The sequence below is a fragment of the Sphingobacterium sp. WOUb80 genome, from assembly GCF_050058145.1.
In the GTDB taxonomy this organism is placed as follows: Bacteria; Bacteroidota; Bacteroidia; order Sphingobacteriales; family Sphingobacteriaceae; genus Sphingobacterium.
In genome coordinates this window covers 3518137-3543774 of the sequence record NZ_CP165617.1, presented here as the reverse complement: position 1 = coordinate 3543774, position 25638 = coordinate 3518137, and the positions used below count along the sequence as shown (strand labels likewise).

The 25638-nt window shown below is 41.3% G+C and carries 24 protein-coding genes; 6 read left to right on the top strand and 18 right to left on the bottom strand.

Annotation, left to right across the window (positions count from 1 at the left end; all coding sequences use genetic code 11):
- Nucleotides 1–13 precede the first annotated feature (13 nt).
- From AB1Z56_RS14865 to AB1Z56_RS14835, 7 genes are all read right to left on the bottom strand, one after another.
- Entirely contained in the window at nt 14–3106 is a 3093-nt protein-coding gene (locus AB1Z56_RS14865; protein ID WP_426789513.1) for an efflux RND transporter permease subunit, read from the bottom strand.
- A gap of 35 nt (nt 3107–3141) precedes the next feature.
- On the bottom strand, nt 3142–4242 hold the full coding sequence (locus AB1Z56_RS14860; RefSeq protein ID WP_426789512.1) for an efflux RND transporter periplasmic adaptor subunit: 1101 nt from the start codon (nt 4240–4242) through the stop codon (nt 3142–3144).
- Nucleotides 4243–4355: 113 nt separating this feature from the next.
- Complete coding sequence (locus AB1Z56_RS14855) at nt 4356–5732, bottom strand: HAMP domain-containing sensor histidine kinase (protein WP_426789511.1); 1377 nt, start codon at nt 5730–5732, stop codon at nt 4356–4358.
- Nucleotides 5732–6412, bottom strand: coding sequence for a response regulator transcription factor (locus AB1Z56_RS14850; RefSeq protein WP_426789510.1), 681 nt, complete (start codon nt 6410–6412; stop codon nt 5732–5734). Before AB1Z56_RS14850 ends, AB1Z56_RS14855 begins: the two co-directional genes overlap by 1 nt.
- Nucleotides 6413–6685: 273 nt before the next feature.
- Complete coding sequence (locus tag AB1Z56_RS14845; RefSeq protein WP_426789509.1) at nt 6686–7648, bottom strand: phosphatase PAP2 family protein; 963 nt, start codon at nt 7646–7648, stop codon at nt 6686–6688.
- Nucleotides 7649–7697: 49 nt separating this feature from the next.
- Nucleotides 7698–8984, bottom strand: coding sequence for a sensor histidine kinase (locus AB1Z56_RS14840; protein ID WP_313264306.1), 1287 nt, complete (start codon nt 8982–8984; stop codon nt 7698–7700).
- Nucleotides 8985–8993: 9 nt separating this feature from the next.
- A complete protein-coding gene (locus AB1Z56_RS14835) occupies nt 8994–9668 on the bottom strand; it encodes a response regulator transcription factor (RefSeq protein WP_201638815.1) in 675 nt (224 codons plus the stop codon).
- A 166-nt stretch (nt 9669–9834) separates the two neighbouring features.
- Here AB1Z56_RS14835 and AB1Z56_RS14830 point away from each other — a divergent pair, with 166 nt between their 5' ends.
- A complete protein-coding gene (locus AB1Z56_RS14830) occupies nt 9835–10359 on the top strand; it encodes a DinB family protein (protein ID WP_426789508.1) in 525 nt (174 codons plus the stop codon).
- Nucleotides 10360–10483: 124 nt separating this feature from the next.
- On the opposite strand, the gene AB1Z56_RS14825 is transcribed toward AB1Z56_RS14830, so the two are convergent.
- Nucleotides 10484–11233, bottom strand: coding sequence for a hypothetical protein (locus tag AB1Z56_RS14825; protein ID WP_070567022.1), 750 nt, complete (start codon nt 11231–11233; stop codon nt 10484–10486).
- Nucleotides 11234–11477: 244 nt separating this feature from the next.
- Here AB1Z56_RS14825 and AB1Z56_RS14820 point away from each other — a divergent pair, with 244 nt between their 5' ends.
- Nucleotides 11478–12602: a serine hydrolase domain-containing protein gene (locus AB1Z56_RS14820; RefSeq protein ID WP_426789507.1), complete on the top strand. Its 1125-nt coding sequence runs from the start codon at nt 11478–11480 to the stop codon at nt 12600–12602.
- Nucleotides 12603–12683: 81 nt separating this feature from the next.
- Here AB1Z56_RS14820 and AB1Z56_RS14815 read toward each other — a convergent pair whose 3' ends face one another.
- The 4 genes from AB1Z56_RS14815 to AB1Z56_RS14800 all read right to left on the bottom strand — a co-directional run bounded on the left by AB1Z56_RS14815 (nt 12684) and on the right by AB1Z56_RS14800 (nt 17143).
- Nucleotides 12684–13580, bottom strand: a complete 897-nt coding sequence (locus tag AB1Z56_RS14815; protein ID WP_426789506.1) for a 3-hydroxyacyl-CoA dehydrogenase — start codon at nt 13578–13580, stop codon at nt 12684–12686.
- Nucleotides 13581–13643: 63 nt separating this feature from the next.
- Nucleotides 13644–15584: an oleate hydratase gene (locus AB1Z56_RS14810; protein WP_426789505.1), complete on the bottom strand. Its 1941-nt coding sequence runs from the start codon at nt 15582–15584 to the stop codon at nt 13644–13646.
- A gap of 97 nt (nt 15585–15681) precedes the next feature.
- Nucleotides 15682–16578: a helix-turn-helix domain-containing protein gene (locus AB1Z56_RS14805; RefSeq protein ID WP_426789504.1), complete on the bottom strand. Its 897-nt coding sequence runs from the start codon at nt 16576–16578 to the stop codon at nt 15682–15684.
- 64 nt (nt 16579–16642) lie between these two features.
- Nucleotides 16643–17143, bottom strand: a complete 501-nt coding sequence (locus tag AB1Z56_RS14800; RefSeq protein ID WP_426789503.1) for a GNAT family N-acetyltransferase — start codon at nt 17141–17143, stop codon at nt 16643–16645.
- 217 nt (nt 17144–17360) lie between these two features.
- On the opposite strand from AB1Z56_RS14800, the gene AB1Z56_RS14795 reads away from it, so the two are divergent.
- The gene (locus tag AB1Z56_RS14795; RefSeq protein ID WP_426789502.1) at nt 17361–17813 is read left to right on the top strand and encodes a GNAT family N-acetyltransferase; all 453 of its coding nucleotides are present in this window, start codon (nt 17361–17363) and stop codon (nt 17811–17813) included.
- Nucleotides 17814–17832: 19 nt separating this feature from the next.
- Nucleotides 17833–18285 carry a VOC family protein gene (locus AB1Z56_RS14790; protein ID WP_426789501.1) on the top strand — a complete coding sequence of 151 codons (453 nt, stop codon included), beginning with the start codon at nt 17833–17835 and terminating at the stop codon, nt 18283–18285.
- A gap of 16 nt (nt 18286–18301) precedes the next feature.
- On the opposite strand, the gene AB1Z56_RS14785 is transcribed toward AB1Z56_RS14790, so the two are convergent.
- From AB1Z56_RS14785 to AB1Z56_RS14765, 5 genes are all read right to left on the bottom strand, one after another.
- Entirely contained in the window at nt 18302–18841 is a 540-nt protein-coding gene (locus AB1Z56_RS14785; protein WP_426789500.1) for a GNAT family N-acetyltransferase, read from the bottom strand.
- 3 nt (nt 18842–18844) lie between these two features.
- Nucleotides 18845–19207: a DUF4180 domain-containing protein gene (locus AB1Z56_RS14780; protein WP_426789499.1), complete on the bottom strand. Its 363-nt coding sequence runs from the start codon at nt 19205–19207 to the stop codon at nt 18845–18847.
- Between the two features lie 111 nt (nt 19208–19318).
- A complete protein-coding gene (locus AB1Z56_RS14775) occupies nt 19319–20242 on the bottom strand; it encodes a Dyp-type peroxidase (RefSeq protein ID WP_313264284.1) in 924 nt (307 codons plus the stop codon).
- Nucleotides 20243–20317: 75 nt separating this feature from the next.
- Nucleotides 20318–21127 (bottom strand): alpha/beta fold hydrolase, encoded by an 810-nt coding sequence (locus AB1Z56_RS14770; RefSeq protein ID WP_426789498.1) that lies wholly within the window; start codon nt 21125–21127, stop codon nt 20318–20320.
- Nucleotides 21120–21905: a class I SAM-dependent methyltransferase gene (locus AB1Z56_RS14765; RefSeq protein ID WP_426789497.1), complete on the bottom strand. Its 786-nt coding sequence runs from the start codon at nt 21903–21905 to the stop codon at nt 21120–21122. Before AB1Z56_RS14765 ends, AB1Z56_RS14770 begins: the two co-directional genes overlap by 8 nt.
- A gap of 497 nt (nt 21906–22402) precedes the next feature.
- Here AB1Z56_RS14765 and AB1Z56_RS14760 point away from each other — a divergent pair, with 497 nt between their 5' ends.
- Nucleotides 22403–23236, top strand: a complete 834-nt coding sequence (locus AB1Z56_RS14760; RefSeq protein WP_426789496.1) for a hypothetical protein — start codon at nt 22403–22405, stop codon at nt 23234–23236.
- Between the two features lie 173 nt (nt 23237–23409).
- Nucleotides 23410–24450, top strand: a complete 1041-nt coding sequence (locus AB1Z56_RS14755) for a linear amide C-N hydrolase (protein ID WP_426789495.1) — start codon at nt 23410–23412, stop codon at nt 24448–24450.
- Between the two features lie 84 nt (nt 24451–24534).
- Here AB1Z56_RS14755 and AB1Z56_RS14750 read toward each other — a convergent pair whose 3' ends face one another.
- Nucleotides 24535–25632: an efflux RND transporter periplasmic adaptor subunit gene (locus AB1Z56_RS14750; RefSeq protein WP_426789494.1), complete on the bottom strand. Its 1098-nt coding sequence runs from the start codon at nt 25630–25632 to the stop codon at nt 24535–24537.
- Nucleotides 25633–25638 lie beyond the last annotated feature (6 nt).

The window sequence follows — 25638 nt, the reverse complement described above, 5'->3', positions numbered from 1 at the left end:
ATTGGACATGTATTTAATCTGCTGTGTTTTTTGAGGATCTACTTTCTAAAAGATAATAGAGCGGTGGGAGCACAAACAGTGTCAGGATCGTCGAAAATAACAGGCCATAGACAATAACTGTGGCCAAAGGGCGCTGTACATCTGATCCGATTCCTGTTGCCAGTGATGCCGGAAGCAAACCGAGAATGGCTACCGTGGCGGTCATCAAAACGGGGCGAAAACGACTAAAGGCTCCCTGTGTTACCGCTTTATGCAGCGGCAGCCCATTTTTACGCAGTACATTCATCTGTGAAAGCATCAAGACACCGTTTTGTATGGCAACACCGAATAAGGCAATAAAACCGACTGCTGAGGATACGTTTAGCGTCATGCCACGGACATTGAGGGCAAGCATCCCGCCAAACAGCGCCAATGGAACGATACCCATTAAGAGACCTGCTTGCCTAAATGAACCAAATGTACCGTAGAGTAAGATAAATATAATGGCTAATGTCAATGGAACAATAATGGCAAGCCGTGTGTAGGCCCGATGTTGATTTTCAAATTGTCCGCCCCATTTTAAGGTGATTTTATGTTGATCATAGCGTATATTTTTGGCAATGGCCTGCTGTGCTTCGGCGAGGAATGTGCCGAGGTCCTGTCCACGTACATTTAAGCGGACGGTCAGCTGGCGGTTGTTGCGTTCACGTGAAATCATACTTTCTCCGGTATTGAGCTTAATTGTTGCAACCTGGGCCAGAGGAATACGGTTTCCATTTTCGGGATATAGCATTAGGTTGCCGATTTTTTCGGGCGAACTTCTGTTTTCCTCCTGATATTGACAGGTTATATCATACACTTTGATTCCTTGATAGACCTGTGCTACGGCTTTTCCCCCGATAGCGATCTGGATCAGGTCAGTCACATCAGCGATGTTCAGTCCGTATTGCGCTATTTTATCGCGATCGGCAATAATTTGCAGCTGCGGCAGTGGCGGCTCCTGGTCAATAGCGAGATCGACAGCTCCCTTTACCTGTTTAAGTGTTGTGATAAGCTCCTCGGCAACTCGGCGGGTTTCTTTTAAGTCATCACCAAATATTTTGACTACAAGCTCACTATGTGCACCGGCTATTTTGTCCATGACACCGTCGATCATGGGTTGGGAAAAAGCAACATTGAAGCCCGGCATTTTCGCATATTCTGCAGCAAGCTCATTGATCAGGTCTTCCTTGGTTTTTCCCCATTTCCATGTTTTGTAAGGTTTTAATCCCACACTAACTTCGAAATGGGAGGGTGTCCAAGCGTCGGTACCATCGTCATTACGCCCTGCTTGCACCATGACATAGGAGATCTCATCATGTTTAAGTGTACGGGCACGTAGGGTATCACTCATTTCTTTTGACTTTTCTACCGTGATGCCTGGGGGAAGCGACACTTGAAGCCAGATCGAACCTTCATCCAACGACGGAAGAAAGTCCTTCCCAACGGAGACCGTGAGCAAACCTGTGGCAAGCAATACGATTGCCAATGGAATAAAAACTTGTTTGGGAGCCTGCATAACCTTTTCTATCGCCGACTGATAAGCCGCAGTCAATTTTGCCAACCATTTGTTGTGAAAGATTTTTTGGGGTTTGCGATAGATCAAATAGGCCAAGCCGGGAATAAGCACAAGAGCGACAGCCAAGGCGCCGAAAAGGGCATAACCTACGGTATAGGCCATCGGCGTAAAAAGTTTTTTCTCGACGCGCTCAAATGCGAACAGGGGAAGATAGGCTGTAATAATGATCAGTGTCGCAAAGAATATGGGTTTGGCGACTTCAGAAATTTTCTGCGCAATAGTTTTTTCCTGCAGCAGACCTTCCGGTTCATCTTCTCTTTTTTTAAGAATGGTTTCGAGTATAACGATGGCTCCGTCTACAATAATCCCAAAATCAATTGCCCCTAAGGAAAGCAAGTTGGCGGGGATATGGGTGAAGTGCATGAGTATAAATGCAATCAACAAGGACAATGGAATTGTTATGGCCACCAGGAGTGCTCCACGCCAACTTCCCAGAAAAATGATGAGGACAAAAATAACCAGAATCATCCCCTCCAAAAGGGTTTTGGAAACGGTATGTAGCGTATTGTCGACCAAACTGGTTCTATCGAGCACGACATGTATTTTTACACCTTCCGGAAGAATCTTTTCGTTTAGTTCGTCGACCGTTGCGTTTACCCCAGCCAAGACAGCGGAGGGATTTTCATTTTTCAATAGGAGTACAATACCTTCGATGTTGTCTGAATAATTGGCACCGCGTTTATCCGAATATCCTAAAGCCCCTTTACGTGCTAAATTACCAAGTTTGATCTGCCCGAGGTCACGCATATATATGCGGTTTCCGTTGGTGGATTTTACGACGATGTTGCCCAAATCATCCAATGTCTTGACCAGACCGATGCCACGGATGACGTACGACTGATCACCCCGGTTCATCACACTGCCGCCGGCATTGGCATTATTGCTTTCTATTTTCGAGACCACCTCTGCGAGTGAGATCTCGTATTGATCGAGCTTTTTAGGATCCAGCTCCACCTGAAATTGGGTCGTTATTCCGCCAAAATTGGTGACATCAGCAACGCCCGAAACCTGTTTGATTTTGGGGATAATAACAAAGTTTTGCAGATCAGTCAATTGCCGTAGATCGTGGGTTTTACTCTCGAGTATATAACGAAAGATCTCACCTGTTGGTGAAGTCAGCGGATCTAATCCCGGACTGGCACCATATGGAAGGGATAAATCAGCTAGACGCTCCTGTATACGGGCTCTCGCCCAATAATCTTCAACACCATCTTTGAAGACAATGGTGACCATGGATAGACCAAAAGTCGTTTTACTGCGCATCACTTCCATCCCGGGCAAACCATTGATGGCCTGTTCGATCGGGATGGTGATCTGCTGTTCCATTTCTTCGGCAGCAAGTCCCGGCACCTGGGTTACGACCTGTGACGATACATCAGCGATATCAGGGTATGCCTCAACCGAAAGTTGTCGCCAGGCATAGTAACCGAAAAAGCCGATCAATAGAAAAGATGCGGCGATTACCCATCTCTTTGCAATGATATGGCCAATCAATTGTTTAATATTCATGTGTTTCTATTTTAAAAGTTGAAAGCCTGAGCCCATCACAGGCCGGGTGTTAAATAAAAGGCACCTTCACCAACAATCTGCTCCTGCGGAAGCAGGCCTGTTAAAATCTGGATCGCATCACCTTCTGTTACGCCAGTAGTAACATAGCGTTTAACGAAGGTATTGGACGATGTTTTGACCCAAACAAAACTCTTATCGTTAAATTGAAATACAGCTTTTGCCGGAATGAAAAGTGTCGGAGTCGTTTGCCGTTCGAATTCGACGTTGACATACATCCCTGGTTTTAAGGTACGATCAGCATTTTCACAGGCAATGAGGACCTCAATATTCCGACTTGCTTCGTCGACAAATTGGTTGATATGGACAATTTTTCCGGGTATTTTTTTAGTAGGGAGCGCATATACGCTCACTTCAACACGCGCAAGTTGATCGATTGCTGGCAAGTCCTTTTCTTTGATGTAGGCCGACACCCATACTTTTGACAATTCTGCAATGCGGAGTAATGCCGGAGCATCTTCTTTCGTGTATTGACCCAGTACAATCGAACTACTTAAAATTTCTCCTTGAATAGGTGAACGAACAAGGAGAGGCTCACCGAGAACGCTATGGGTCGGGTTGCTGTCGAATATTTTTAAGGCGGCAGTGGCATTTCCAAGCGCAGCATTGCTCATTGCAAAATTTGTTTCCGCTTCCTCGAGTTCTTTTTTAGTGCCAACACCATGCGCGATCAGATCTTTTTGGCGTTTTAACATATTGTCGGCAAGCATAAATGCGTTTTTGGCGTCGAGGTAAGCCCTTTGTGCCTCAAAATAGTCGGATGAACTAATTGAAAATAAAGGCGTGTTGATAGCAACTTTTTGGCCCAGTTTCACGTGGGATTTGACAATTCGTCCAGCAAAAGGTACCGGAATCTCCACATAACTGCTGGGAATAATCTTCACTGTAGCAGCTGCATTTAGTTTCAGTGCATGTTGTGCATTGGTCGTCGTAACAAATTTGAGTTTCGATAACAGTGGTGTGTTTTCACTGACGGTCACGGTGTCTCCAACTGCGCTGATGGTCGGAGATTGGTTGGGGCTTTCGTGAGACTGGCTGTTGCAAGCTTGCAGCAACAGCAGCACAGGGATCCAATTCATGTACCTCAAGGATTGGGTCGAATAGTTGATTGTATGGTTAATCATACCGCAAAACTATCCACCTGCTCCCGATAAGCCGGTTAGAGGGGCTTTAGAAAAAAATTAGAATTTTATTAGAATAATGAACGATGGGGGATATCAATGCTAAAAACACTTCCAACGCCTTTTGCCGAGCGGACGCTAATCTCGCCTTGATGGAGAAGCACGATTTTTCGGGTAAGCGATAAACCAATACCATTTCCCTCGCTATAATCTTTGTTGCTTCCACGATAGAATGGCGTGAATATATTGGGCAGGTCGACCGGGTCAATGCCTATTCCGTCATCTTTAAATTCCAGCTGAATCCTATTTTCATCCGCCTTGATAGCGATTAGGCATTTTTGATTGGGTGAAAATTTACAGGCATTTTCAATGAGGTTGACAAAGGCGACCTGCAATAGATACTCATTTGCATTTATGGATAGAAGTTTTTCATCTTCAATCGCTGGATCGACAAAAATGTCGAGTTTATAATTTGGACTTGACTGGAGAACCTGCTGGCATGCATCAATTAGTATTTCGTCTATACGTAAGGTTTTAAACGCGATTTCAGAACTGTCGTAACTTGCTTTTGCAAAATCAAGTAAGCTATTAAATAACTTCTTCAGTTTCTGTGCATCATTTAGCGTATAGTCGATGACAGTTTTATACTCCACTATGCTACGGTCCTTATTGGCAGAAATCTCGAGTTCTGCAATCATGGCGGCCAAGGGCGTTCTTAGCTCATGCGAGATATTGGAGACAAAATGCTTTTGGGCATCAAAGGAGTTCTCGAGGCGGTCGAGCATCGCATTGAATGTGCTGGCCAATTCGGAAAGCTCGTCTTTATTTCCGCTACTCGTAAGCCTGGCATCCAAACTTGTCGCAGAAATGGTTTTTACACGTTGGGTCATTTCCAGGATAGGTTGAAAGACCTTTTTGGAAAAGAATATACCTGCTGCATAGATCAGAAATATAGACAAAATGAAAACCAAAAGAATAGTAGATAATAGACTATTGAGTTTATTGTAGCCGTATTGATCATAGGCCGCGGCTGTGATGATGTAAATTTTGTCTTTATATGGAAAGGTTATGCCGATGACCTGCCATTTTTCCTGATAAAATCGTATTTCTTTATTTTTGAGAATATCCTGCAGCATGGCTGGTGTCTCTTTGACAAAGTCGATATCTACGGCATCATGATACAAGAGATCAAAACGGGTGTCGTAAATTGCAACCTCGACTTCGTTGAGGATCTTTCGGTTGTTGTGGTAGATATCTTCTAAGGTCTTTTTATCAACTTTTGCATTCAAAAAAAGGTTTGCTTTGGTGTAAGCTTCTTTTTTCAATAGGGCGTAAAATTCCCTTTCCCGATTCTCCACTGCTGAAAAATATACTGTACAGGCAAATACCAGCAATATGGTGGCTGTAATCAGCGTGAACAATATGGAGATTCGTGTCCTGATTCGCATTAGTCTTGTTTTAGAATAAAGCCCATTCCGGATTTAGTATGGATATATCTGGTTGCAAAATCTTTGTCGATTTTTTTACGGAGATAGTTGATGTAAACATCAATGAAGTTGGTTCCGGTGTCGAAATGCGTTTCCCACACTTTTTCAGCAATTTCCATTCTGGAAAGTACGCGCTCGGGGTGCTGCAATAAGTAATGGAGCAGTTTAAACTCTTTGGGTGTCAAATGGATTTCGACAGCATTCCTTTTGACGCTTTTGGTATGGAGGTTCATTTCCAGGTCTCCATAACGCAAAATTGTTCCCGTGAGTGTATCTTGTTTTTGATATCTTTTGAGCAGGACTCTGATGCGGGCTAGGAGTTCGCGCATTTCAAAAGGTTTGACCAGATAGTCATCCGCTCCGGCGTCAAAACCCTCAATTTTATCGTCTGTAGTTCCTAATGCTGTTAACATGATAATGGGAACATCGGGTTTGATATGACGAATTTCTTTGCAGAGATCCAATCCATCCATCTTAGGGAGTACGATATCGGTTATGATAAGATCAAAGTCGTGTTGTAAGGCCATTTTCTTTCCAGATATGCCGTCGTAGGCAATAGCTGTTTGAAATTCATTTTCATCAAGTCCGCGTTTGATCAATCCTGCGACACGTACGTCATCTTCGACTAGGAGAATTTTCATATAAAGAAAAACGTTAAAAACTTCGATGAATCAAAGTTTATCTATGATACCAAATCATGGGCTATCCATGCATTGTCCCTACAAATGTATCAAACTAAGCTAAATTTACACGGATATGCAAATAAAACTTTCTGGATTTCATCAAGCAGCACATACGGATAAGCTGAAAACCAAACTGATTGCGCAAGTGCTTGCTTGGTAATGGAAGGCTATTCGAGATGAAAAATATTTTTGATAATTTCTGCATGCATAGGCTTTAAAAAATTAGGCTGGTTAAAATTGCTTGGCATAACTTAAACCAAAGTGCTTATCCTGGTAGAATGGCATTAGCGTAGCAGAAGTTGTTTTGTTGTCGTTGAATAATAGATGATTGATCCGCGGATGCACCCAATAGGCTAGTTCTGTTGCTAAAATGCCAAATCCAGCTCCGGCAACGATATCGCCGACCCAATGTTTATTATTGATGGCGCGGTAGGTACCTGTAAAAATCGCAAATGGATAGCCTGAAATGCTTAACCAAAAATTGCTGTCATGATATTCATGAAACATAAATTGTGCAGAAGAGAAGGCTGTAGCGGTGTGTCCTGAAGGAAAGGAAAGATTATTAGAACTATCTGGACGGACTTCTTTGACGATATGTTTCAATGGAAGAACCATTGCTCCTGAGATCAGCTGTGATGTTAAATAAATGACCGTTCTGTCCTTAAAATTGTGTTTGCCTTGCACCCCCAACGCATTTAGTCCATATACCATAACTGCAGGAAGATATTGACTGTAATTGTCGAGGTTGCTGTGCTTTAACTGATGTTCGCTGATCTCGTCTTTGGTCGATAAATTGAGGTTTTTTAAACCATTGATGCTTAAACTCGCCACCCCGAAACCAATAAAGGCTGTCGGTACGATAAAGCTCGTTAAATGTGGTTTGTAAGGCGTTTCATCAATTGCTGTTTCGAAGAAACGGTTTAATTTTGTTTTCCTGCTCGGATGATGGATTACTGGAGACAGTACTGTGCTGTCTGTTGACAGTAAAAGGCCGCTGGCCGCTATGCCTTCGGTTGGCCTGGTATCAGTCAAGTTTATATAAAATGCACTATTATTTCGCTCAGGTTGAGCGATGTTTGTCGGCACTTCCCTTGCGATTGTAGTCTGACTTTTGACAATGCTGACATCCAAAAGAAATAATACACTTATCAGTAGCTGAAATGCAAATAAGTGTGTTGTCTGGTTTTGCTTCATGTGGATCATAAAACAAAACTGTCATCCAAATTAGAATACTTTTGGAATTTTAAAAATGAATGGAAAAAATATGTTGATTATTTTCAAATTGATAATCAACAGTCCAGCCTTGATACCGGGCGATTTCGGTAATAATTGCCAGCCCTAAACCGCTCCCTTGGCTATTTTTTGAGAGCTTGGAGAATCTTTTGAATAAAAGTACTTTATCTAGTGACGTTGAGCCGGAGTTATGTACTGCCAAAGATGTTTGATTCAGATGTACGGCTATTGTATCGCCGACATTACTGTAACGTATGGCATTCAGAAGTAAGTTGTTGATCAGAATCTCGGTCAAACTACTGTTTCCCGTGAGCAACACTGCTGGCTGGATTTCCTGCTGCAGGAGCAGCTGTTTTTGTTCAAAATGTTCTTGCATGACTTCAATGCATTGTGAAACCAGCGCGTCCATATTGATCCTTTCCGAATGATCGAATTGACTATTATCTATTTTCGCAAGGAGCAGCAGGTTGCGGTTTATTCGGGTACTCCGTGATAGCGCTTTATGCATATCTTCGATAAGCTGGTACTGTTCATCGCTTAGATCCGGATCTTGCAATAAGATATCCAGTTTATTTTTGAGTATTGCCAATGGTGTCTGTAACTCATGTGAAGCATTTTCCGTGAATTCCTTTTGTGATCGGTATACGGCCAGGTTTTGTTCAAGAAGCTTGGATAAAGATTGATTAAGCTCATGGAACTCTATCGTATCCGTTTGCTGAAAGTCAACCTGTTGTTGACTATTGAGATTAAATGCCTTCAATTTATCAACGGTATCTCGAAATGGTTTCCAGAGCCTAAGTGATATTTTTCTGGAGATAATAAGTAAACCAATGACTAAGATAACGAAGAAAAACAAAGTTGTTGCGGCGATGGCGGCAATAGTCTCTACGGATTCCTCAATATTTGTTTGTACAGTAAAACGATAAGGCGCACCATTGATCTGAATAACCGAAGACAAACATCTAAATCGGTCAATAGTCTTTGATTCGGCAAAGTGCTGTGGTTTTTCAATGGTATATACGCTATCTTGCAGTAAATCTCCCGGCTGTACTTTGTGTATATTTGTTTCAGGTTGTATACTATTCCACAAGGCAATGCTGGCTTGCAGCTTGTCTTCGGATAGTTTTAAACTGTTCAGTTCGTAGGTTGTTTTTTTAACGATAATTTCGTTATGTTCGTCTAATTCACTTTTCCATATCCCGTCGATTACAAAATAATAAACAGGAATACTGACACCTAGTACAATCAATACATAGAGTAGAAATGGGGTCGTTATTTTGCTCAGTAGGGGTTTCATCTCACTATTTTAATTTTCCCATTTGTAGCCCGTACCGTATACCGTTTTGATATAGGATTGACTTCCGGCGTCCTGTAGTTTCTTTTTTAAATTTTTGACATGAGCATAGACAAAGTCATGGTTATCGAGCATATCAGCAATGTCGCCGGACAAGTGTTCTGCTAAGGTGCTTTTTGAAATTACTTTATTTTTGTTGCCAATAAAAAACATCAACAGATCGAACTCTTTTTTTGTCAATACAACAGGAAGGTCATTGACGATAACAGTTTTTGCAAGTAGATCAATCTGTATTTCATTTTGCACAACAATATTTGAGCTATTGAATTGTTTTCGACGGATCAAGGAATAGATTCGTGCTGTGAGTTCAGATAAATGGAAAGGTTTCGTTAGATAATCGTCTGCCCCCAGTTGTAGTCCATGAATTTTGTCGTCCAATGCATTTTTTGCAGAAATGATGATCACACCGTCCTGCTTTCGCTGCGTCTTCAACTCTTCGAGTAGTTTCAGACCATTTCCATCTGGTAGACCGATGTCCAGTAAGATACAGTCGTACTGGTATAACTGAATTTTGTCCAGAGCATCCTGCAAAGTTGGCGCAAATTCGCATAAATAGTGTTGTTCGCTAAGGTATGTAGCGATGCTTTTGGCCAGCTCCAATTCGTCTTCTATGATCAAAATCTTCATGTGGTAAAGATAGAATTTCAATTTAGTAGAAATTTAGAATTTATTTCGCAATGATCTATCAATTTTGTTCATTTTTATTTCTTGTCATACGACAAGTATAATCTCTATTGAAACATGTAATTTTAGTATAAATCAGTTATTTAGTATTTAAAAAAATCAAAACGAAATGGATAAACCGAAATCATTAAAATTAGAAATCATCATTCCTGCTTATCGCATGCACAGTCAAATTTTTTTGAATGCGTTGGATGGCGTTTCGGAAGAAGATGCATTAAAACGAATTGATGGACAGACCAACCATATCGTATGGATGGCAGGTAATTTTGTAAATGTGCGTTATGCAATGGCACATGTTCTTGGGCTTCAGGAAAATGATCCTTACCATGAGCTATTTTTTATGGGAAAGACACTCGATGAAAGTTATCACTATACCAGTGTGCAGGAATTAAAAGAAAATTTTAAATCGATATCTCCGAAAGTCTATGCTGCTTTGCTGCAAGTGGATGATACGCAGCTGGCTGAACTATTTAAAATTAATATGAATATCCCTTTTATTGAGGAGGACAAGCTAAATTTCATAGGGATGTGTATCGGACGGGAGGATTATCTTGCCGGTCAGATCGCCTTGATGCGAAGATTGCTGAATTATCCGGGCATGAAATACGATATTGACGAAAAAATCCAGTACTAAAAATAGAGACTCAAGATCGGCCGCTGCATAGAACGTCCGATCTTGAGTTTTTTAAGTACAAACCTGGTCGCATGATCTGTCTATGCTGAAAAGTCAATACGTTGGTTATACCTAGAAATAAGGTTTACTCGCTACCTTTTATCGTCAATATAACACCTGAATATTTCTCGTGGTCTTTACCGATATAGAGCAGATCGACTTTTTTTGTCGCAGCATCCTCGAGCTGCTTTTTCAATAGATTTAAATCCATTTTTTCTGTTTTTTCCTGCCATTCATCGGTCGATTGAGGCCTGAACGAAGCGATGTTCTTCATGTCAAAAAGTGCCGAATTTGTGTCGAGCTGCTTTGAACGATGTATAAAAACAGTGTCGCCCACGATTTTATCTATTTTTATCCAACCTGCAGGAAGTCCATTTATACTGTTACCATCCTGATCGGTAAAAAAAGTAGCGCCATAAAGTTGACCTGCCTTTAGTTGTTTCAAATTATCAATCATCTGACCGACTTCTTTTTCCCGTTGTTGATTTCCCAATTTATTCTTTACCCCATAAATGACTGCCCAGATAAGGATTGCCGCAGTGACAATAAGAAATCCTTTCCATAACTGGAAATAGGGGATGCTATACTGACTTTTGAACGCTTTGATCTCTGCTTTTAATTCATCTGAATAATTCCGTGCGTGAATCAATTTACCCTGTTCGTCATAGAGCCTGGAAAGTTTGACAAATCCACCGCCAAAAGGTAGACCTATAAACCGACGGGCTGGCGTAATAATCTGTAAGGTGAAATTTCTTGGGGCGTTTTCTTTTTTTAAGGTTGCTGTTACCGTTTTTTCTGCTAATACAAAGTCGTAGATACTGAAAATAAAAAACATAGTCTGTCGTGATTTTTAATGAAGAACTGAGGGAAGGATTCCGGATCAGTTCGACTTCATGAGAAATGAAGTATGAAAGCAAAATTAAAAGAAATAAATAAAAATCAATAAAAAGACCCGGGCATTGCAAGAAAATTTCGATTTTTGAAGAGTGTATTTTTGAAAAGCAATAAGATCAAATTGATTTAATACGCTGTGCCTCTCAGGAGGCTGACAATATAAACCGAAATGTGCGGTATAAAATATGATAAACCTAAAACTGAGTTTTATTTTGATCTGTGTAACAAGTGTTGTTATGGGGCAAAAAATTGATAAATCAAAATTGGATAGTACAATTGCGGGCTTTTATAAGGACCCGGCAGCTCCGGGGATTAGCTGTGCAGTTAGTCAGAACGGCCGCCTTATTTATCGTTATGCAATTGGACGTGCAGATTTGAAGGAAAAACGTGCAATCACATCCAGTTCACATTTTCGCCTGGCATCGGTAAGCAAACAGGTGACTGCACAAGCGATATATACCTTAGTGATTCAAAAGCGTTTAAAACTAGATGACCCATTGGCCCTTTTTTTTGAAGATTTGCCAGTCGTGCTGAAAGGTATTACTGTTGCGCAGCTTCTGCAACATACATCCGGAATCTGGGACTATGAAGAGCTGATACCGAAAGAGAGGAAAGATCAGGTATCGGATAAGGATGTGCTGAAGTATATCAGACAGACCGATCGTTTATATTTCCCTTCGGGAAGTCAATTTCGTTATAGCAATACAGGATATTGTCTTTTATCGCTGATTGTCGAGCATGTTGCAAAAAAATCCTTTGCTTCATTTGTCAAAAGTCAATTGTTTGAACCCATAGGCATTAGCAAGGGATTGGTATATGAACAGGGCAAGACGGTTGATGAAAGAGTCTACGGTTATCATCCGAAGGAAGGTTCCTACCTGTTTGCGGATCAAAGTGTGACAAGTGCGACACAGGGTGATGGCGGTGTTTATCTATCTGCGGATGAATATCATACATGGGCCAATTTTTTGGTAAAAGATCGGTTAATACAGCCGGGACTGGAGCAATTGTTAGATCAAATGGCCTACCCGGTAAAGGATGGAATAGCGTATCATTTCGAATGGTTTATTCAAAAAAATGCAGGTCATAAAATCTTGTTTCATTCAGGTGAATCTACTGGGTTTCATCATATCGTATATATCGATGTACAGAAAGACCTTGTGGTTTCACTTTTTAGCAATCGTGATGATTTTATGATCGGTGAAGCTTTTGATGCCATCCTTAAAACAATGGGTATCAGCAAACCCGTGTTAAACGCCCCATCTATGTCAACTTTTGCATGGTTGAACGGTGTTTATGCCAACGAGTGAAAGCGGGAAGTGGATTGAAATAAGAATAAACAATAAATCGTCACAGCTTCACCCGTGACGATTTATTGTTTCTGAAGAGACCTATTTTAAAAAGTCGGGCGATTGATAGGCCGGATTGGGATAGGTATAGAACCCTTCCCCAGTAGCGACGCCCAATTTGTTTTTGTCTATAAAATGCTCCTTGAGATAGGCCACTGTTTTGATCTTTAAGGGGTCATTGGTCGCATCGGCGCTCATTTTGTTGATATTATAAGCTGTTGTGATGCCAACGATATCGAGTATGCCGAAGGGGCCTGTTGGCGCCCCTGTGGCAACCATCCAGGTTTTGTCGATCGTTTGGGCATCTGCCACTTCGTTGACCAAAAGATCCGTTGCTGCCGAAAGTAATGGGACAAGTAAGGAGTTTACAATATAGCCAGGCTGCTCCTTATGCAGTGGGAGGGCAACCATTCCGATAGACTTCGCAAAATTGACAACCTGATCAAATACTGTTTTGTCTGTACCCGGATGCCCCATAATTTCTGCTGTATTGTGTTTCCAGATTTCATTGGCAAAATGCAGTGCCAGGAACTTCTCGGGACGACCGGTTTCTTGGGCAAATTGACTTGGTAGCAAGGTTGAGGAGTTTGTGGCAAAAATGGTTTTCTCCGGAGCGACTTTCGCTAACTCCTGATAGAAACCAATTTTAATGGTTGGGTTTTCGGGAACGGCTTCGATAAGAAGATCTGCTTTTGCTACCGCCGCGGCCAGATCTGAACTATAACTGAGCCTATCAAAGGTTGAAGCCAGTTGTTCTTTACTCGCATGAAGATCTTTCTCGAATGCCTGCGCCAAAATATCAAATTTTGCTGCAGCTTTTTTTAGTACATCGTCGTTGATGTCGTATACGGTGACATGATAGCCATGAAATGCTGTTTGGAAAGCGATTTGATAACCTAAAACCCCACTACCAGCTATGGTTATATTTTTAAAGTCCATGATGTTATTGTTTTTCAATTCGTAAAAATCTGCGCCACGGAACCATGGCGCAGGTTGTGATCCTTATCCTTTAATTCCTTTTAACCAATCTTTGAATTTGGTGATCTGCTCTGTCAGGAAAGATTCATGGTCTTCTTGTTCCTCAGAACCGATAGGCAGGATATGTTCAAAATAAGTGCCTTTCAGAATTTTACGTAGTAAGCCTTCGCCCACAAATGGTTTGTCATCATTTAATGTTTTGGCCGCTTTTAAAAGATGGCGGATGTCATATTGTAGGGGATTGATATCCGGAACTTGCTTGTTTAAGTTCAGCAGTTCGTATACCGCAATACGTGCGGTACGTACCGAGCTTTCCATGGTAAAGACAACGTCATTGTTGGTTTCGACAAACTGACCGATCAAGCCCAGGTTTTTACATCCTTCAGGTACGACTCTCGGACGATCACCTTTTGCTCTTGGCATAAACATCGAGGTGATGTAAGGCATGAATGTCGTACGTACAATCGTATTTTTGATGACATCGTCCAGTTGATCAATAATGCCCAAATGGTGACATAGTTCGGCTAAAATTTCATCTCCGGTACATTGTGGCATTGGCTTTTTGATGTAATTTCCTTCTTTATCCATAAATAAGGCATATACCCACAACACAAGAACATCATCCGGTTGGCCAGGGAAGTGTGGCTGTCTATTACAGGTGAAACTCATCAACCAATCGGAATCGGTAATGGTAATAATACCGCCAGTAACAGTTTTGCCGGAATAAGGATCGTTGACGGAATATTCTTTTAATTTTTCGACTAAAGCCGAAGGTTTACAAGTCAGGGTTGCAGACTCCCATGCCGATTTTTCGATGTTACTACAGAACTTTTCGGGTTTACCAAAGATGGTTGATTTAGCAGCAAGATTTTTCCAAAGTTTCCAGCCTGCACTTTGACCGCTGCTGCTATTGTCGATACCGATGATCGGAGCATTTTTGTTGTCTCCGTAGAAGGTATCTTCTGTCATTGATCCAGTTGTTACAATGACGAAGTCGTCTTTTTCGATTGGAATTTTTACTTCTTTGCCATCTTGTTCTGTAATTAGGGCCTCCACAACTTTTCCATCGGTATTGCTTTGGATATCCAGGTCTTTGACCAATACATTGAATCGAATGTTTACACCTTTGCTTTGGAGTACTTTACGCAAAGGGGTCACAAAGGTGTCGTATTGATTATATTTCGGGAATACGAGTGATGAAAGATCATTCAATCCGTCTATCGCATGTAAAAAGCGGTGCATGTACAATTTCAGCTCAAGTAAACTATGCCAGTTTTCGAAAGCGAACATGGTACGCCAGAAGGTCCAGAAATTGCTGGATAAAAATGACTCGCTGAAGTAGTCTTCGATGGTTAAGTCATCTAAATCTTCTTTATTTTTGAGGAGCAATCGAATGATGGCCAGCTGATCCATTTTGCCCAATCCAAACTTGCTGAAGTCTTTTATCTCACCAAGTTTATGAATAAGCCTTGCTTTGGAGTAGTTGGAGTCGTTGTCATTGATCAAACGGTACTCGTCCAGAACACTGTAGGGGGCAGGCATTTCCAATGCAGGAATGTCCTGAAACATATCCCAAAGATTTTCGTAGGTCATATCCATTTCCCTACCACCGCGGATGACATAGCCGTCGGTTGCATTACCGGCGCCATCTAAGGAGCCGCCTTCCACATGGAGCTGTTCAAGGAATGTGATGTTTTCAGCAGGAACATGACCATCACGGATAAAATAGTAGGCTGCAGACATCCCTGCTATACCGCTTCCGACGATGTAGATTTTACTGTCTTTATATGATTTTGGTGGAATACCTTTATTGCGTTGATAATTTCCGATCTGATCAGAAAAGGGCATCGATTTTTTCGGTGTGTTACGTTGTTGTTCTTTGCTTGAATCAGGTTCATGATTTACATTTCCATATTCAGCAGATGCATTTAATACTTTGTCGAATTTTGAGGTGATTTCTTTCATGATTCTTATGTTTTTTTAATTCTTGAGTAAAGTTACTAAGACCACCTTAATCATTTGTGCCCTCAAATTCGCTATTGTTCTACCGAATTTCCTCTATCTACATATTTTGTCGCTTTCGGTACTCTGATGGCGATAAGGTGGAGTATTTTTTGAAAAAACGACCAAATGCTGAGATGGAATTAAATCCGATTTCATAAGAAATTTCTGAGATAGTCTTTTCGGGATTCCCGAGCAGCACATAGGCTTCTTTAAGGACACGCTCATCAATAATTTCATGTGGTGTTTTACCTGATGCTCTTTTAACAATCTGAATGAGGTATTTGTTTGAAATAAATAACTGGTCGGCGTAATATTGTACTTCTTTGTATTGATTGCTATGTCGCTGAACCAGGTCTGTAAACTTATAGAACAGGTTGTTGGTCTCTTGTACACTTTCCGTTGTATTATGGTCTTTAGAGGCCAATTCATCGGCGATTTCTAACAGGAGATTAAAGATGATCGTGCGGATGATATCTGCTGTAAAATGCGTTGTTCTTAAGGTAACTTCTTTGAGGTAGTCTATTAATTTTAACAGCTTGTCAATTTGTTTGTCTTGGGAGCTGACAATGGTAAAGGTCGAATTTTTGAAAAGTCCCAGTTGTTCGATAAAGAATGGATTGACAATATGTTTAAGCAGGAATGCTTTGTCAAAAAAGAGCAGTTTCATTCTAAAGTCGGGGCTGACCTGCGAAAACCGGATAATTGTTGTTGGGGCGGATATGAGGATATGATTTGTCGAGATATGGTATTCCTGATTGTCTACCTGAATATGTATATCGCCTGCCGTACAGATACAGATGGCATAATAATCAATACGAAAAGCATTGCTTGGGTATTCAAAAATTGGATTTCCAGAAGAAATATAATAGGGGCGGTGGCAATTTACGCCAAAGAATGATAAGGTATCTTGAAGACTTTCGTGTGTGTTATAAGTTGTTTTTACCTTAAACTTCATTGACTTTTTGTTCGGCTTGGGCATATACAGTTCCTATTGTTTTTAATATTCGAATGAGCTTTGTTTATTCGGATGCTGTCCGTTTGAGTATGAGTTTTTCTGTGGCAATATCGTCTTCTATCCCGACGAAGAAACTTTTGAATCCGAATTTGTTCAGTAGTCGTCTCGATGCGGTGTTATCGGGATCAATGATACCAATCACATCTTTACCTGGATTTAATGTTGTGGCAAGGGCGAGCATCGACTCGCAAATCTGTGTTCCCAGCCCCTTTCCCCAATGTTCTTTGCGCAGCAAATAGCCAATTTCGAATACGCTTGGATCTTTTTTGTAGTTAACAAGCTTACAGTCGCCTAAAAGCTTTAGCGTATCCGCTTCGATTACTTTAAAATAGCCTAAATCAGGATCCTGGTTGATTTCTAGAATCGAATCGAATTTCTTCCGGGCCTGCTCTTCGGACAATCCTTTGCCGGTAATGTATTTCATGACATCATCCGCTTTAACCAAGTCGTGGAAAGCGTCAAAATCTTCTGGGAGATATTTTTTGAATAGAAGTGTATTGTACATGGCTAATGTGTTTATTTACAAGATAAGGTTGTTTTCTCTTAAATCAAATTATCGGAACCTAAATCATCATCTTTCTGTCTTATTTAACTTTTTCATGATTTTAGTTCTCCAATTTAACTTACATTGCCTTTCTGTAAAGCAGATGGGAAGCTTTTATAAGAATGCTATTCCGTAGCGATACGGTGTAAATAAGAATTTTTAGAGGGAGATAATAGTTATGGAAATAAGAGCGGCAAGCGAAGCCGACTATGCGGCAATCCTGCGCATTTGGGAAAATTCGGTTCGGGCGACACATGATTTTTTGAAAGAGGAGGATCTTCAGTTATATAAGAGACTGATCCCAACCGAGTATTTACCACAATTAAAGGTGTATATAATCGATGATAATGGACAGCCTACAGCTTTTTTCGCTGTCTCCGATGATAATCTGGAAATGTTATTTGTGGATTCAGCATACAGGGGAAAAGGTATTGGGACTGTGGCACTACAGTATGTGCTGGATAAGCTGCAGGTTTATAAAGTTGATGTCAATGAGCAAAACCAGCAGGCTGTTGATTTTTATCTGAAAAAAGGATATCAGCTTATCGGACGCTCAGCTGTAGATGGTATGGGCAAATCCTATCCGATCTTGCATTTACATCACGAGCGCGCTATCAATGGATTGAAATAATTTTAAAATGAAATAACTTATGATACAAGGTTTGTACGAAACGCATATTCAGGTGCGGGATTTAGCTAGATCTGTCGCATTTTATACGGAGGTATTGGGATTACGCGTGGCACATCGCGACCCGACACGTCCTATTGTTTTTTTATGGATTGGAACCGGCAAAGACTATATGTTGGGTCTATGGCAGGAAGAAACAAACTTTCAACCGAGACATTTTGCCTTTAGAGCGGATAAAGAGGATATTTTGAACTATGCCGTGGACTATCTGAAAACACGTGACCTGACACCCTATAATTTTTTAAAGGATGGGATCGAAGCACCGATGGTCTTTGCGTGGATGCCTGCATTGGCCATTTACTTTAATGATCCGGATGGCAACCAATTGGAGTTTATCGCACTTTTGGAAGGGGAGGGTAGGCCCGAACTGGGCGTGCTTTCTTATGCCGATTGGATCGATCGTACAACACAATAAGTCGCGAAGAGACGACTTATTGTGTTGATTTCCATTCTTCGGCAAGGATTGCAAAGACCACATCGTCTTCCCATTGACCGTTATGGAAATAGCTTTTTACAAAATGAGCTTCCTTTCGGAGTCCCAAACTTGTTAAAAGCTGCATGGATGCCCTGTTTTCTGGAGCGACCGAGGCCGTGATCCGATGTTTATTATATTGACGGAACAGGGCCTCTATAACTGTTTTCAGCCCTTCTTTGGCATAACCCTGTTGCTGGAATTCTTTTTTTATGGTACAGCCCAATTCCACCTGCAGGTGTCCATTGCCAAAGAAATGTACACCAATATCACCGATTACAGCGTTTGCTATTTTGTCGATCATTATCAGTTGAAACCAGGACTCTGGAAGATTGAACGTGTTTGGGTTTTTTGCTATAAATTCATCGACTTCTGCCAAAGAACTTGGAATCCAGCCTTGGTATTTATTGGTTTCTTTATCCGAACGGTAACCGAATACTGCCCGACTGTCTTCCGGCATGATGGGCCGAATCAATAATCTTTCTGAGTCAATCTTCATGGCTTAACGTTTTGAAAATCTGGCTATCGCTTCTTCACGCGTACCTACAAAATTGATTTTTTTTGATTTATTGCTTTCGTAGATAAAATCGTTTAAACTTTTGCTGTTGTATCTGGAGAAATCGCCAACGATGGCAATGTCAAAGCCATACTGCGTATATTTTTGAAGAATTTCACCGGCAAGTTTTGTTTTAAGTTCGAAGAAATCGTCTGTGATGTTCTCTTGATAAATAATTGCTTTGTATGCTTCTTGCGCGCCACAGTCGACCATAATCTGTAGACCATCATCGAGATTATGGATAAAGACGCTTGAACCTTTAACTTCAGCAATGTTTTCGTCACCTAGCTGAATAATAGTGATTTCCATTTTTTTGTTGTGTAGTTTTAAAAATAAATTTGTTTGACCATTTTCCATGATCCATGGCACTTCGTTGGGATATCCTATTGGACATGATCCGAGATAGTTGGTATACAGCTTTTAACCTGCAAATTCTTTCAGCATATTGATTGTTGGGCAGAAGAACAGGGAGCCCGTATGCGCCGTACTAAAGTCCAGTATTCTATCGTAATTCCCCTCGGGTTCACCAATAAACATTCTTTTCAGCATCAATTGTACGGTACTGAATGTGCTGGCGTAAGCGATAAAGTAGGTTCCCATTTCATTTGTTGCGATTTGGCCAAAAGGCATATTGTCGCGAACAATTTTCAAATCGTCACCGACATTGGCTAGCGCCGAATGTGAATTGGCCGGTTTTTCATCGTCGCCCATCTCAATATCGTTTGCTTTGCTTCTGCCGATGACCTTCTCCTGTTCAGCGACGGGTAAAGAACGCCAGGCGTTCATGTCGTGAATATATTTTTGTACAAATAAATAGCTTCCACCCTTATAGGCTGCATCCTCATCACCAACGATACCAAAGAAAGCACGATCCTCACCAAGAGGATTCTCCGTTCCGTCGACAAAGCCCAAGATACTTCGGCCGTCCCAATATCTGAACCCATGAACTTCCTCTTTGCAGTCGGCAACGGGACTTAATAAGGCTGCTATTTCGGTGGCCATGTCAATGCAATAGCTTTTTTCATAAGCGCGAATGTGAAAATGTAAATCTCCGGGCGTCGCAACGGCAATATGTTTTTGACCGACGATAGGTTCGAAAGGTACCAATTCCTTAGGCAGGGGTTCACTTAGTTCCAGCTTTTTCCAGGCATGGTGGCTAATGCCTAATACCACACTAGCTTTCACGAGATTTGAACGTACCTGCGCCGAATTATTCAGATTGACAACCAATGCACATAAGCGTTGAAATACTTCTTTTATTGCCACATTTTCGTGGAAGTTCCATACCATAAACACCGTATTATTGCTTGGTGTATCGATGACATTTTGGGCCTGATGATCCATAAGATAAGTTGTTGTATGTGTTGTATAGCCTTGCTAAGCTACAAATAAAATCGGTTGTAAGGATAGACTTTTTGATTACTCGAATGCGGTTTTTTGATAGAGTTTAATGATTTCATCAATGACCAGATCCGGTTCGTCATAAAAGACATGATGCTCCGCATGTTGAGCCAAAAGATAACGTCTATTGGCTTTTTGATCTGCAAATTTTTTAAGGGCAGCAATAAATAAACTGCGATCGGGTTCTTCAAAAGGTGATTTTCCTGAACCAATGACAGTCATAGGAACATTGATTTTTCCTGCAACCTCATGTAAAACAGCCGTTGATGCTTCGTAGTTTAAAACGAGATGATAGAACCCTAAGCTTTCTTTTTTGATGTTATCAAGCTCACTGGCATATTCTCTCTTCAATGATTTGGATCGCTCCATGGTCATGAGATAAGGGGATACAATATCGATCATTACTGTGCCAACAACCTGACCTGGATTGGTCGTTATAAATTTCATCGTATAGTTACCACCGAAGGAATGAGCAACAAAAAAGTACCGATCGCGGTACCCCAATTGCTGCAAGGCAGTTTTAAGATCCTTTACTTCATTTGTCAAGCTAATGTTGACGGTGTCTATTTCACTTTTTCCAAAGCCCGCCCTGTCATAGGTTATTAAAGGTGCGCCTAATTTGCTCGATAGCGGTTCCAATAATTTTCTCCAAACGGAACCATCATTTCCCCCTCCAGATTCAAAGACAATGGGGATACCTTTCCCTTCCATTAAAGTAAAATGAAGGTTGTGGTTGCCTACATTGATGAGGGTATCCCTAAGCTGTGCTTTTACAGCCAGCCCAAGGCTTGCGAGTAGCAGGAGAATGCAGAAGCGGAGTTTATACATAAGCCCGTACATCGTTCATTTTAAGTGTCATGCTTGTCGCTTCTGTCTCGATCCATTGGCTGTATTCTGCGATAGCCTGTAAGCGAAGTTCGTCCGTAATATAACCTTCGATGACCATTTGTCGCGATTGCGCGACTTTGTTCCAGATGGCCAGATTGGTATCAAAGTTAGCTTCTCCTTTTTTGTAGGTCTGATCGGCATTGATAACCTGAACCGAATGGAAACCGGTTTCCTGGAGCAATTCAGCGACCTCATCAGCAACACGATTGTTCATACCTGCATCTGCTCTCCACTTCAGGAAGGTGTGGTAAAATGTGAGCATGCTTTCCGGAGGGGCGGGGTTCCATTCAATGGCCATGTGATTGTAGTCTAAAATAGAAATTTGTCCTCCGGGTTTTAACCAGGATTTAAATAAGCCCAATGCTCGGGGAATATCACTTAACCATTGCATGGTGCGTGCCGTTATAATCAGGTCGAACGGATGTGGAGGTTGATAATCAAAAATATTGCTGCAGACCAGGTTCAGATTTTGGGTATCCCCATAGAGTTCATTGCCGCTGTCGATAAAAGACTGTGTATTATCGAGTCCGGTTATGGTTCCGTCGCCGATATAGCTTGCTACCTCATTCGTGAGAGTTCCGGTACCACAGCCCACATCCAAAATTTCCATGCCGGGAGACAGTAGGGGAATAATCGTTCTATAATCGGAGGATAATGTTCTTCTTTCAAATATCTTATTGGCCTGTTGATCTTTTCTGTCAATAAATTTCTCTTTCATTGGATTGGGTTTAGTTGACTGTAAATATAGCTTTTGCTTTCCGGTTAAAAAAACTTCTATTCGTTTAACCGTTTTCGTTTCGCTAACCTGACCAACAGTTGAGGATATTCCTTGATTTGTTTATGGTTACTATCAGTCGAATACCATATTCTCCATTAAGAAGGATATAGTAGTCTTTTTACAAGGTATTAACAAGGGATTAACAGGGGATTTACCCCTGCTAAACCCCTGTTATCCCCCTGTTAACCCCCTGTAATATCCCTGTTATTATGGAAACTGATGTAAAGCAATTTCAAACCTGTATCGGGCGATAAAAGAGGACCATTTACTGCTTTATGACGATCATTTACTATTTTAAAGAAACAGTGATACTTTGCGATTAATACCCTAATTAGGAAATTATTTTATGTGGTTTCGCTGTTTTTTTAATAATAGTTTTTTATATTGTTATCAACAGCACTCGTGCCGTTGTAGTTACACTAAGATATCCTGATATTATGCGAAAAGTATTCAAAGTTCTCATGCTATTGTATTGTGCTGTTTTTCTTTCAGCCTGTTCTTCCAACTATCTCATGACATTCAATGGGGAGAATGTAAAAAAAGATGAAGACAAGGGGACGTTTTCATTTAATAATGATACGGTACAAATTGATTATTCCTTTGCCGACAGAGATGGTCGAATTTACCTTCGAATAGAAAATAAAATCGATAAACCGATCTTATGGGATCTTAAAAGTTCGGCCATGGTTATTAATGGTAAAACGCAAGGCTATTCTGCTGAACAAGTTGCTTTTAATGGAAAGATGAATGCTTCGGTTTCCGATATAAACGCTAGTAAATCCACTATATTCAATGATACTTGGGTGAACGGTTCTATCACAGGATCGGTAAGTTTGCCAAAAGATGTGGTACTTATCCCACCACATGCCTATGTGGATGGGCATTATTTTGATTTTAAAAACGATGTTAAATCCATTGTACGATCATCCCAAAAAGAAAAAGTGTATATGTATGATATGAGTGGCGAGAGTTTTGCGGTAAAACTTGCTCGATTTGAAGGCGCTGATTCACCTTACAGTTTACGTAGTTATTTAAGTTATTCGATTTTAGAAGATGGTAAAGCTGTTTTTAAAACTACGGAGCAAAAATTTTATGCTGCCCAGCTTTGGCAGACCGGTTCAGTAGCGCTTAATAATATTATTGAACTGTATAATAAGCGTGGAGACGTGTTGGCTGTTAAGGAAAAAAAGGGGCAGGAGGCTATGATCGTTGGGGGTGCCTTAGCATTAACTGCGGCAGCAGCAGCGATTGATCCGAAAGCGGCTGAATAGTACCCAGAGCCATCTATTATGGCTATAGATTATTCTCGTCTAAGCTGTACCGGATGAAATCATTCCGGTTAAAGTTTAAACAAACAATAAGTCCGAATTATTGTTTAAGATATTGGATCCTTTTGTCCTCAAAGGCAAAAAAGCTGTATCACTTATTAAAAAAATCTATACATATGAAGTATCTTGCACAATTTATGTTGATCGTCTTTCTTTTTGTTGCTAACGAAGGTCGATCCTGTACACGCGTTGTTTATAAGGGGCCTAATCAGACCGTTATTACGGCAAGGAGTATGGACTGGAGAGACGATATAGCGGCCAATTTATGGGTGTTTCCGCGCGGCGTAGCAAGAAGCGGGGAGGTCGGTCCACAGTCATTGCAGTGGACTTCACAATATGGCAGTGTTATTTCCAGTGCATGGGACATTGCTACAGTCGATGGTTTAAATGAAAAGGGATTGGTGGCCAATGTACTCTGGCTTGTCGAATCTACTTATCCTAAATTTGATCCTGCAGGACCAAAAAAAGGGCTTGCAATCTCGGCTTGGGCCCAATATGTTTTGGATAATTTTGCGACAGTCAATGAAGCAGTGTCTGCCTTAAAGGATGAGCCATTTGTAGTCGTAAGTGATTATATCCCGGGAACTACCAAATTTACGACGGTGCATTTATCACTTTCAGATGCCACGGGGGATAACGCTATATTTGAATACATCAATGGGAAATTGGTTATTCATCACGATGCGGCCTATACCGTCATGACAAACTCGCCCGTCTTTGACGATCAGCTTGCACTGAACAGGTATTGGCAGGGGATTCCGGGGACCATCATGCTGCCCGGAACAAACCGTGCTGCGGATCGCTTTGTCAGGGCTTCCTATTATATCAATGCAATTCCACAGACAGATGATCTACGGCTTTCTATTGCCAGTGTCTTTAGCGTAATCAGAAATTGTTCGGTTCCATTTGGAATAAGTTCAGAAACCGAACCAAATATTTCTTCTACGCGTTGGCGATCTGTGGCTGATCAGAAGAATAAAATCTATTATTTTGAGAATGTATTGGTTCCGGGAACACTTTGGGTAGATCTGGCTAAATTTGATTTAAAGAAGGGGGCTCCGACGATGAAGCTGGACATGAAGCAGGGGATGGCAATAAATGGCATTTCAAATAACCTGTTTAAGGCTGCTCAACCCTTTAAATTTATGGGCATTTAAATTAGAAAAACCGAATAAATTAGAAAGACCGAACCCGGTTGTAATGGGTTCGGTCTTTCTTTTGTTTAGGATTTAGGAGATGTCCTATTTGACTGATGTTCCGTCTATAATCTCTTCATCCGCTTTGCTGACCAATTTGGTGTCTTGTTTTAAGTCACCAAATATTTCGATCTGCCCATCTATGCTGCGCCCTTTTTGTACAGGGATACGTAGTGTTTTGCCAGCAACGACAGCAATCACAAAACTTCCTTCGCCCGAAGTAAATACCGCCGATTTCGGAACTACAAACGTACTGTCTTGGGAGGTTAAAGGTAATTCAACCTCTGCGACCATGCCGGGCAATAGCTTGTTGTCGGTATTTATAATGTCAATTTCGACTCTTTCAGATCTGAGCCTGCTATCTAGGGCTCCCGACTTGCGTGCAATCTTGCCGGAAAAGGTTTGCCCTGGCAATGACTTAACCGTAAATTGCAAGGGCTGGTTTTCCGCTAAAAAACCGGAATATTGTTCTGGAACGGCTACCGCTAATCTGAGTTTACGTTGTTGCTGAATGGTCATGATCGGCATTTCCGAGCCACGTCCAGCAGGCCCGACGTAGGCGCCCTGATTGACATTTCTTGTTGCGATTACACCGTCGAAGGGTGCCCTGATTTCCAAATAATTCAACAGGTTTTGTACCTCTGCGTAGGCCGATTTAGCGGCTTGGTACTGCGCAAAATCAGCATTCTTTTTCGCTTCGGCCACCTCTAGATCGAGTCTGGCCACCGTTCCCTCGACTTTGCTGGTTTCAAAGAGTCTGTCGTAAGTACTTTTTGTAGCCATATAGACCGCCTCCTGTGATTTCAGACGCGATTTGGCTGCTGACAGCTGTGAACTCAATTCGGGAGCCTCCAGGACAGCCAATAGCTGACCGGCATGCACTTTACTTCCGATGTCCACGTTAAGACTTTTGACGTAACTGCTGACCTTAGCGTAAATCTCGACCTGCTGGAATCCCGTGATTTCCCCGGGGATCTGCATTTTATTTGTTAATTTCTGTTTGGTGGGTACAAATGTCTCCATTGCCGGAGCTGCAGCTTCCGGACTTTCTTTTTTTGCATTTTCCTCGGCAGCTGAATGGCATCCTGTTAAGGATGCGATCAGACCGGCGATAGATAATATTTTGAACAAATTATTTTTCATGTTTTA

Excerpts from the sequence above, each read along its gene's own strand:
- AB1Z56_RS14865 (WP_426789513.1), bottom strand. The coding sequence starts at position 3,106 with ATGAATATTAAACAATTGATTGGCCATATCATTGCAAAGAGATGGGTA.
- AB1Z56_RS14860 (WP_426789512.1), bottom strand. The coding sequence starts at position 4,242 with ATGAATTGGATCCCTGTGCTGCTGTTGCTGCAAGCTTGCAACAGCCAG.
- AB1Z56_RS14855 (WP_426789511.1), bottom strand. The coding sequence starts at position 5,732 with ATGCGAATCAGGACACGAATCTCCATATTGTTCACGCTGATTACAGCC.
- AB1Z56_RS14850 (WP_426789510.1), bottom strand. The coding sequence starts at position 6,412 with ATGAAAATTCTCCTAGTCGAAGATGACGTACGTGTCGCAGGATTGATC.
- AB1Z56_RS14845 (WP_426789509.1), bottom strand. The coding sequence starts at position 7,648 with ATGAAGCAAAACCAGACAACACACTTATTTGCATTTCAGCTACTGATA.
- AB1Z56_RS14840 (WP_313264306.1), bottom strand. The coding sequence starts at position 8,984 with ATGAAACCCCTACTGAGCAAAATAACGACCCCATTTCTACTCTATGTA.
- AB1Z56_RS14835 (WP_201638815.1), bottom strand. The coding sequence starts at position 9,668 with ATGAAGATTTTGATCATAGAAGACGAATTGGAGCTGGCCAAAAGCATC.
- AB1Z56_RS14830 (WP_426789508.1), top strand. The coding sequence starts at position 9,835 with ATGGATAAACCGAAATCATTAAAATTAGAAATCATCATTCCTGCTTAT.
- AB1Z56_RS14825 (WP_070567022.1), bottom strand. The coding sequence starts at position 11,233 with ATGTTTTTTATTTTCAGTATCTACGACTTTGTATTAGCAGAAAAAACG.
- AB1Z56_RS14820 (WP_426789507.1), top strand. The coding sequence starts at position 11,478 with ATGATAAACCTAAAACTGAGTTTTATTTTGATCTGTGTAACAAGTGTT.
- AB1Z56_RS14815 (WP_426789506.1), bottom strand. The coding sequence starts at position 13,580 with ATGGACTTTAAAAATATAACCATAGCTGGTAGTGGGGTTTTAGGTTAT.
- AB1Z56_RS14810 (WP_426789505.1), bottom strand. The coding sequence starts at position 15,584 with ATGAAAGAAATCACCTCAAAATTCGACAAAGTATTAAATGCATCTGCT.
- AB1Z56_RS14805 (WP_426789504.1), bottom strand. The coding sequence starts at position 16,578 with ATGAAGTTTAAGGTAAAAACAACTTATAACACACACGAAAGTCTTCAA.
- AB1Z56_RS14800 (WP_426789503.1), bottom strand. The coding sequence starts at position 17,143 with ATGTACAATACACTTCTATTCAAAAAATATCTCCCAGAAGATTTTGAC.
- AB1Z56_RS14795 (WP_426789502.1), top strand. The coding sequence starts at position 17,361 with ATGGAAATAAGAGCGGCAAGCGAAGCCGACTATGCGGCAATCCTGCGC.
- AB1Z56_RS14790 (WP_426789501.1), top strand. The coding sequence starts at position 17,833 with ATGATACAAGGTTTGTACGAAACGCATATTCAGGTGCGGGATTTAGCT.
- AB1Z56_RS14785 (WP_426789500.1), bottom strand. The coding sequence starts at position 18,841 with ATGAAGATTGACTCAGAAAGATTATTGATTCGGCCCATCATGCCGGAA.
- AB1Z56_RS14780 (WP_426789499.1), bottom strand. The coding sequence starts at position 19,207 with ATGGAAATCACTATTATTCAGCTAGGTGACGAAAACATTGCTGAAGTT.
- AB1Z56_RS14775 (WP_313264284.1), bottom strand. The coding sequence starts at position 20,242 with ATGGATCATCAGGCCCAAAATGTCATCGATACACCAAGCAATAATACG.
- AB1Z56_RS14770 (WP_426789498.1), bottom strand. The coding sequence starts at position 21,127 with ATGTATAAACTCCGCTTCTGCATTCTCCTGCTACTCGCAAGCCTTGGG.
- AB1Z56_RS14765 (WP_426789497.1), bottom strand. The coding sequence starts at position 21,905 with ATGAAAGAGAAATTTATTGACAGAAAAGATCAACAGGCCAATAAGATA.
- AB1Z56_RS14760 (WP_426789496.1), top strand. The coding sequence starts at position 22,403 with ATGCGAAAAGTATTCAAAGTTCTCATGCTATTGTATTGTGCTGTTTTT.
- AB1Z56_RS14755 (WP_426789495.1), top strand. The coding sequence starts at position 23,410 with ATGAAGTATCTTGCACAATTTATGTTGATCGTCTTTCTTTTTGTTGCT.
- AB1Z56_RS14750 (WP_426789494.1), bottom strand. The coding sequence starts at position 25,632 with ATGAAAAATAATTTGTTCAAAATATTATCTATCGCCGGTCTGATCGCA.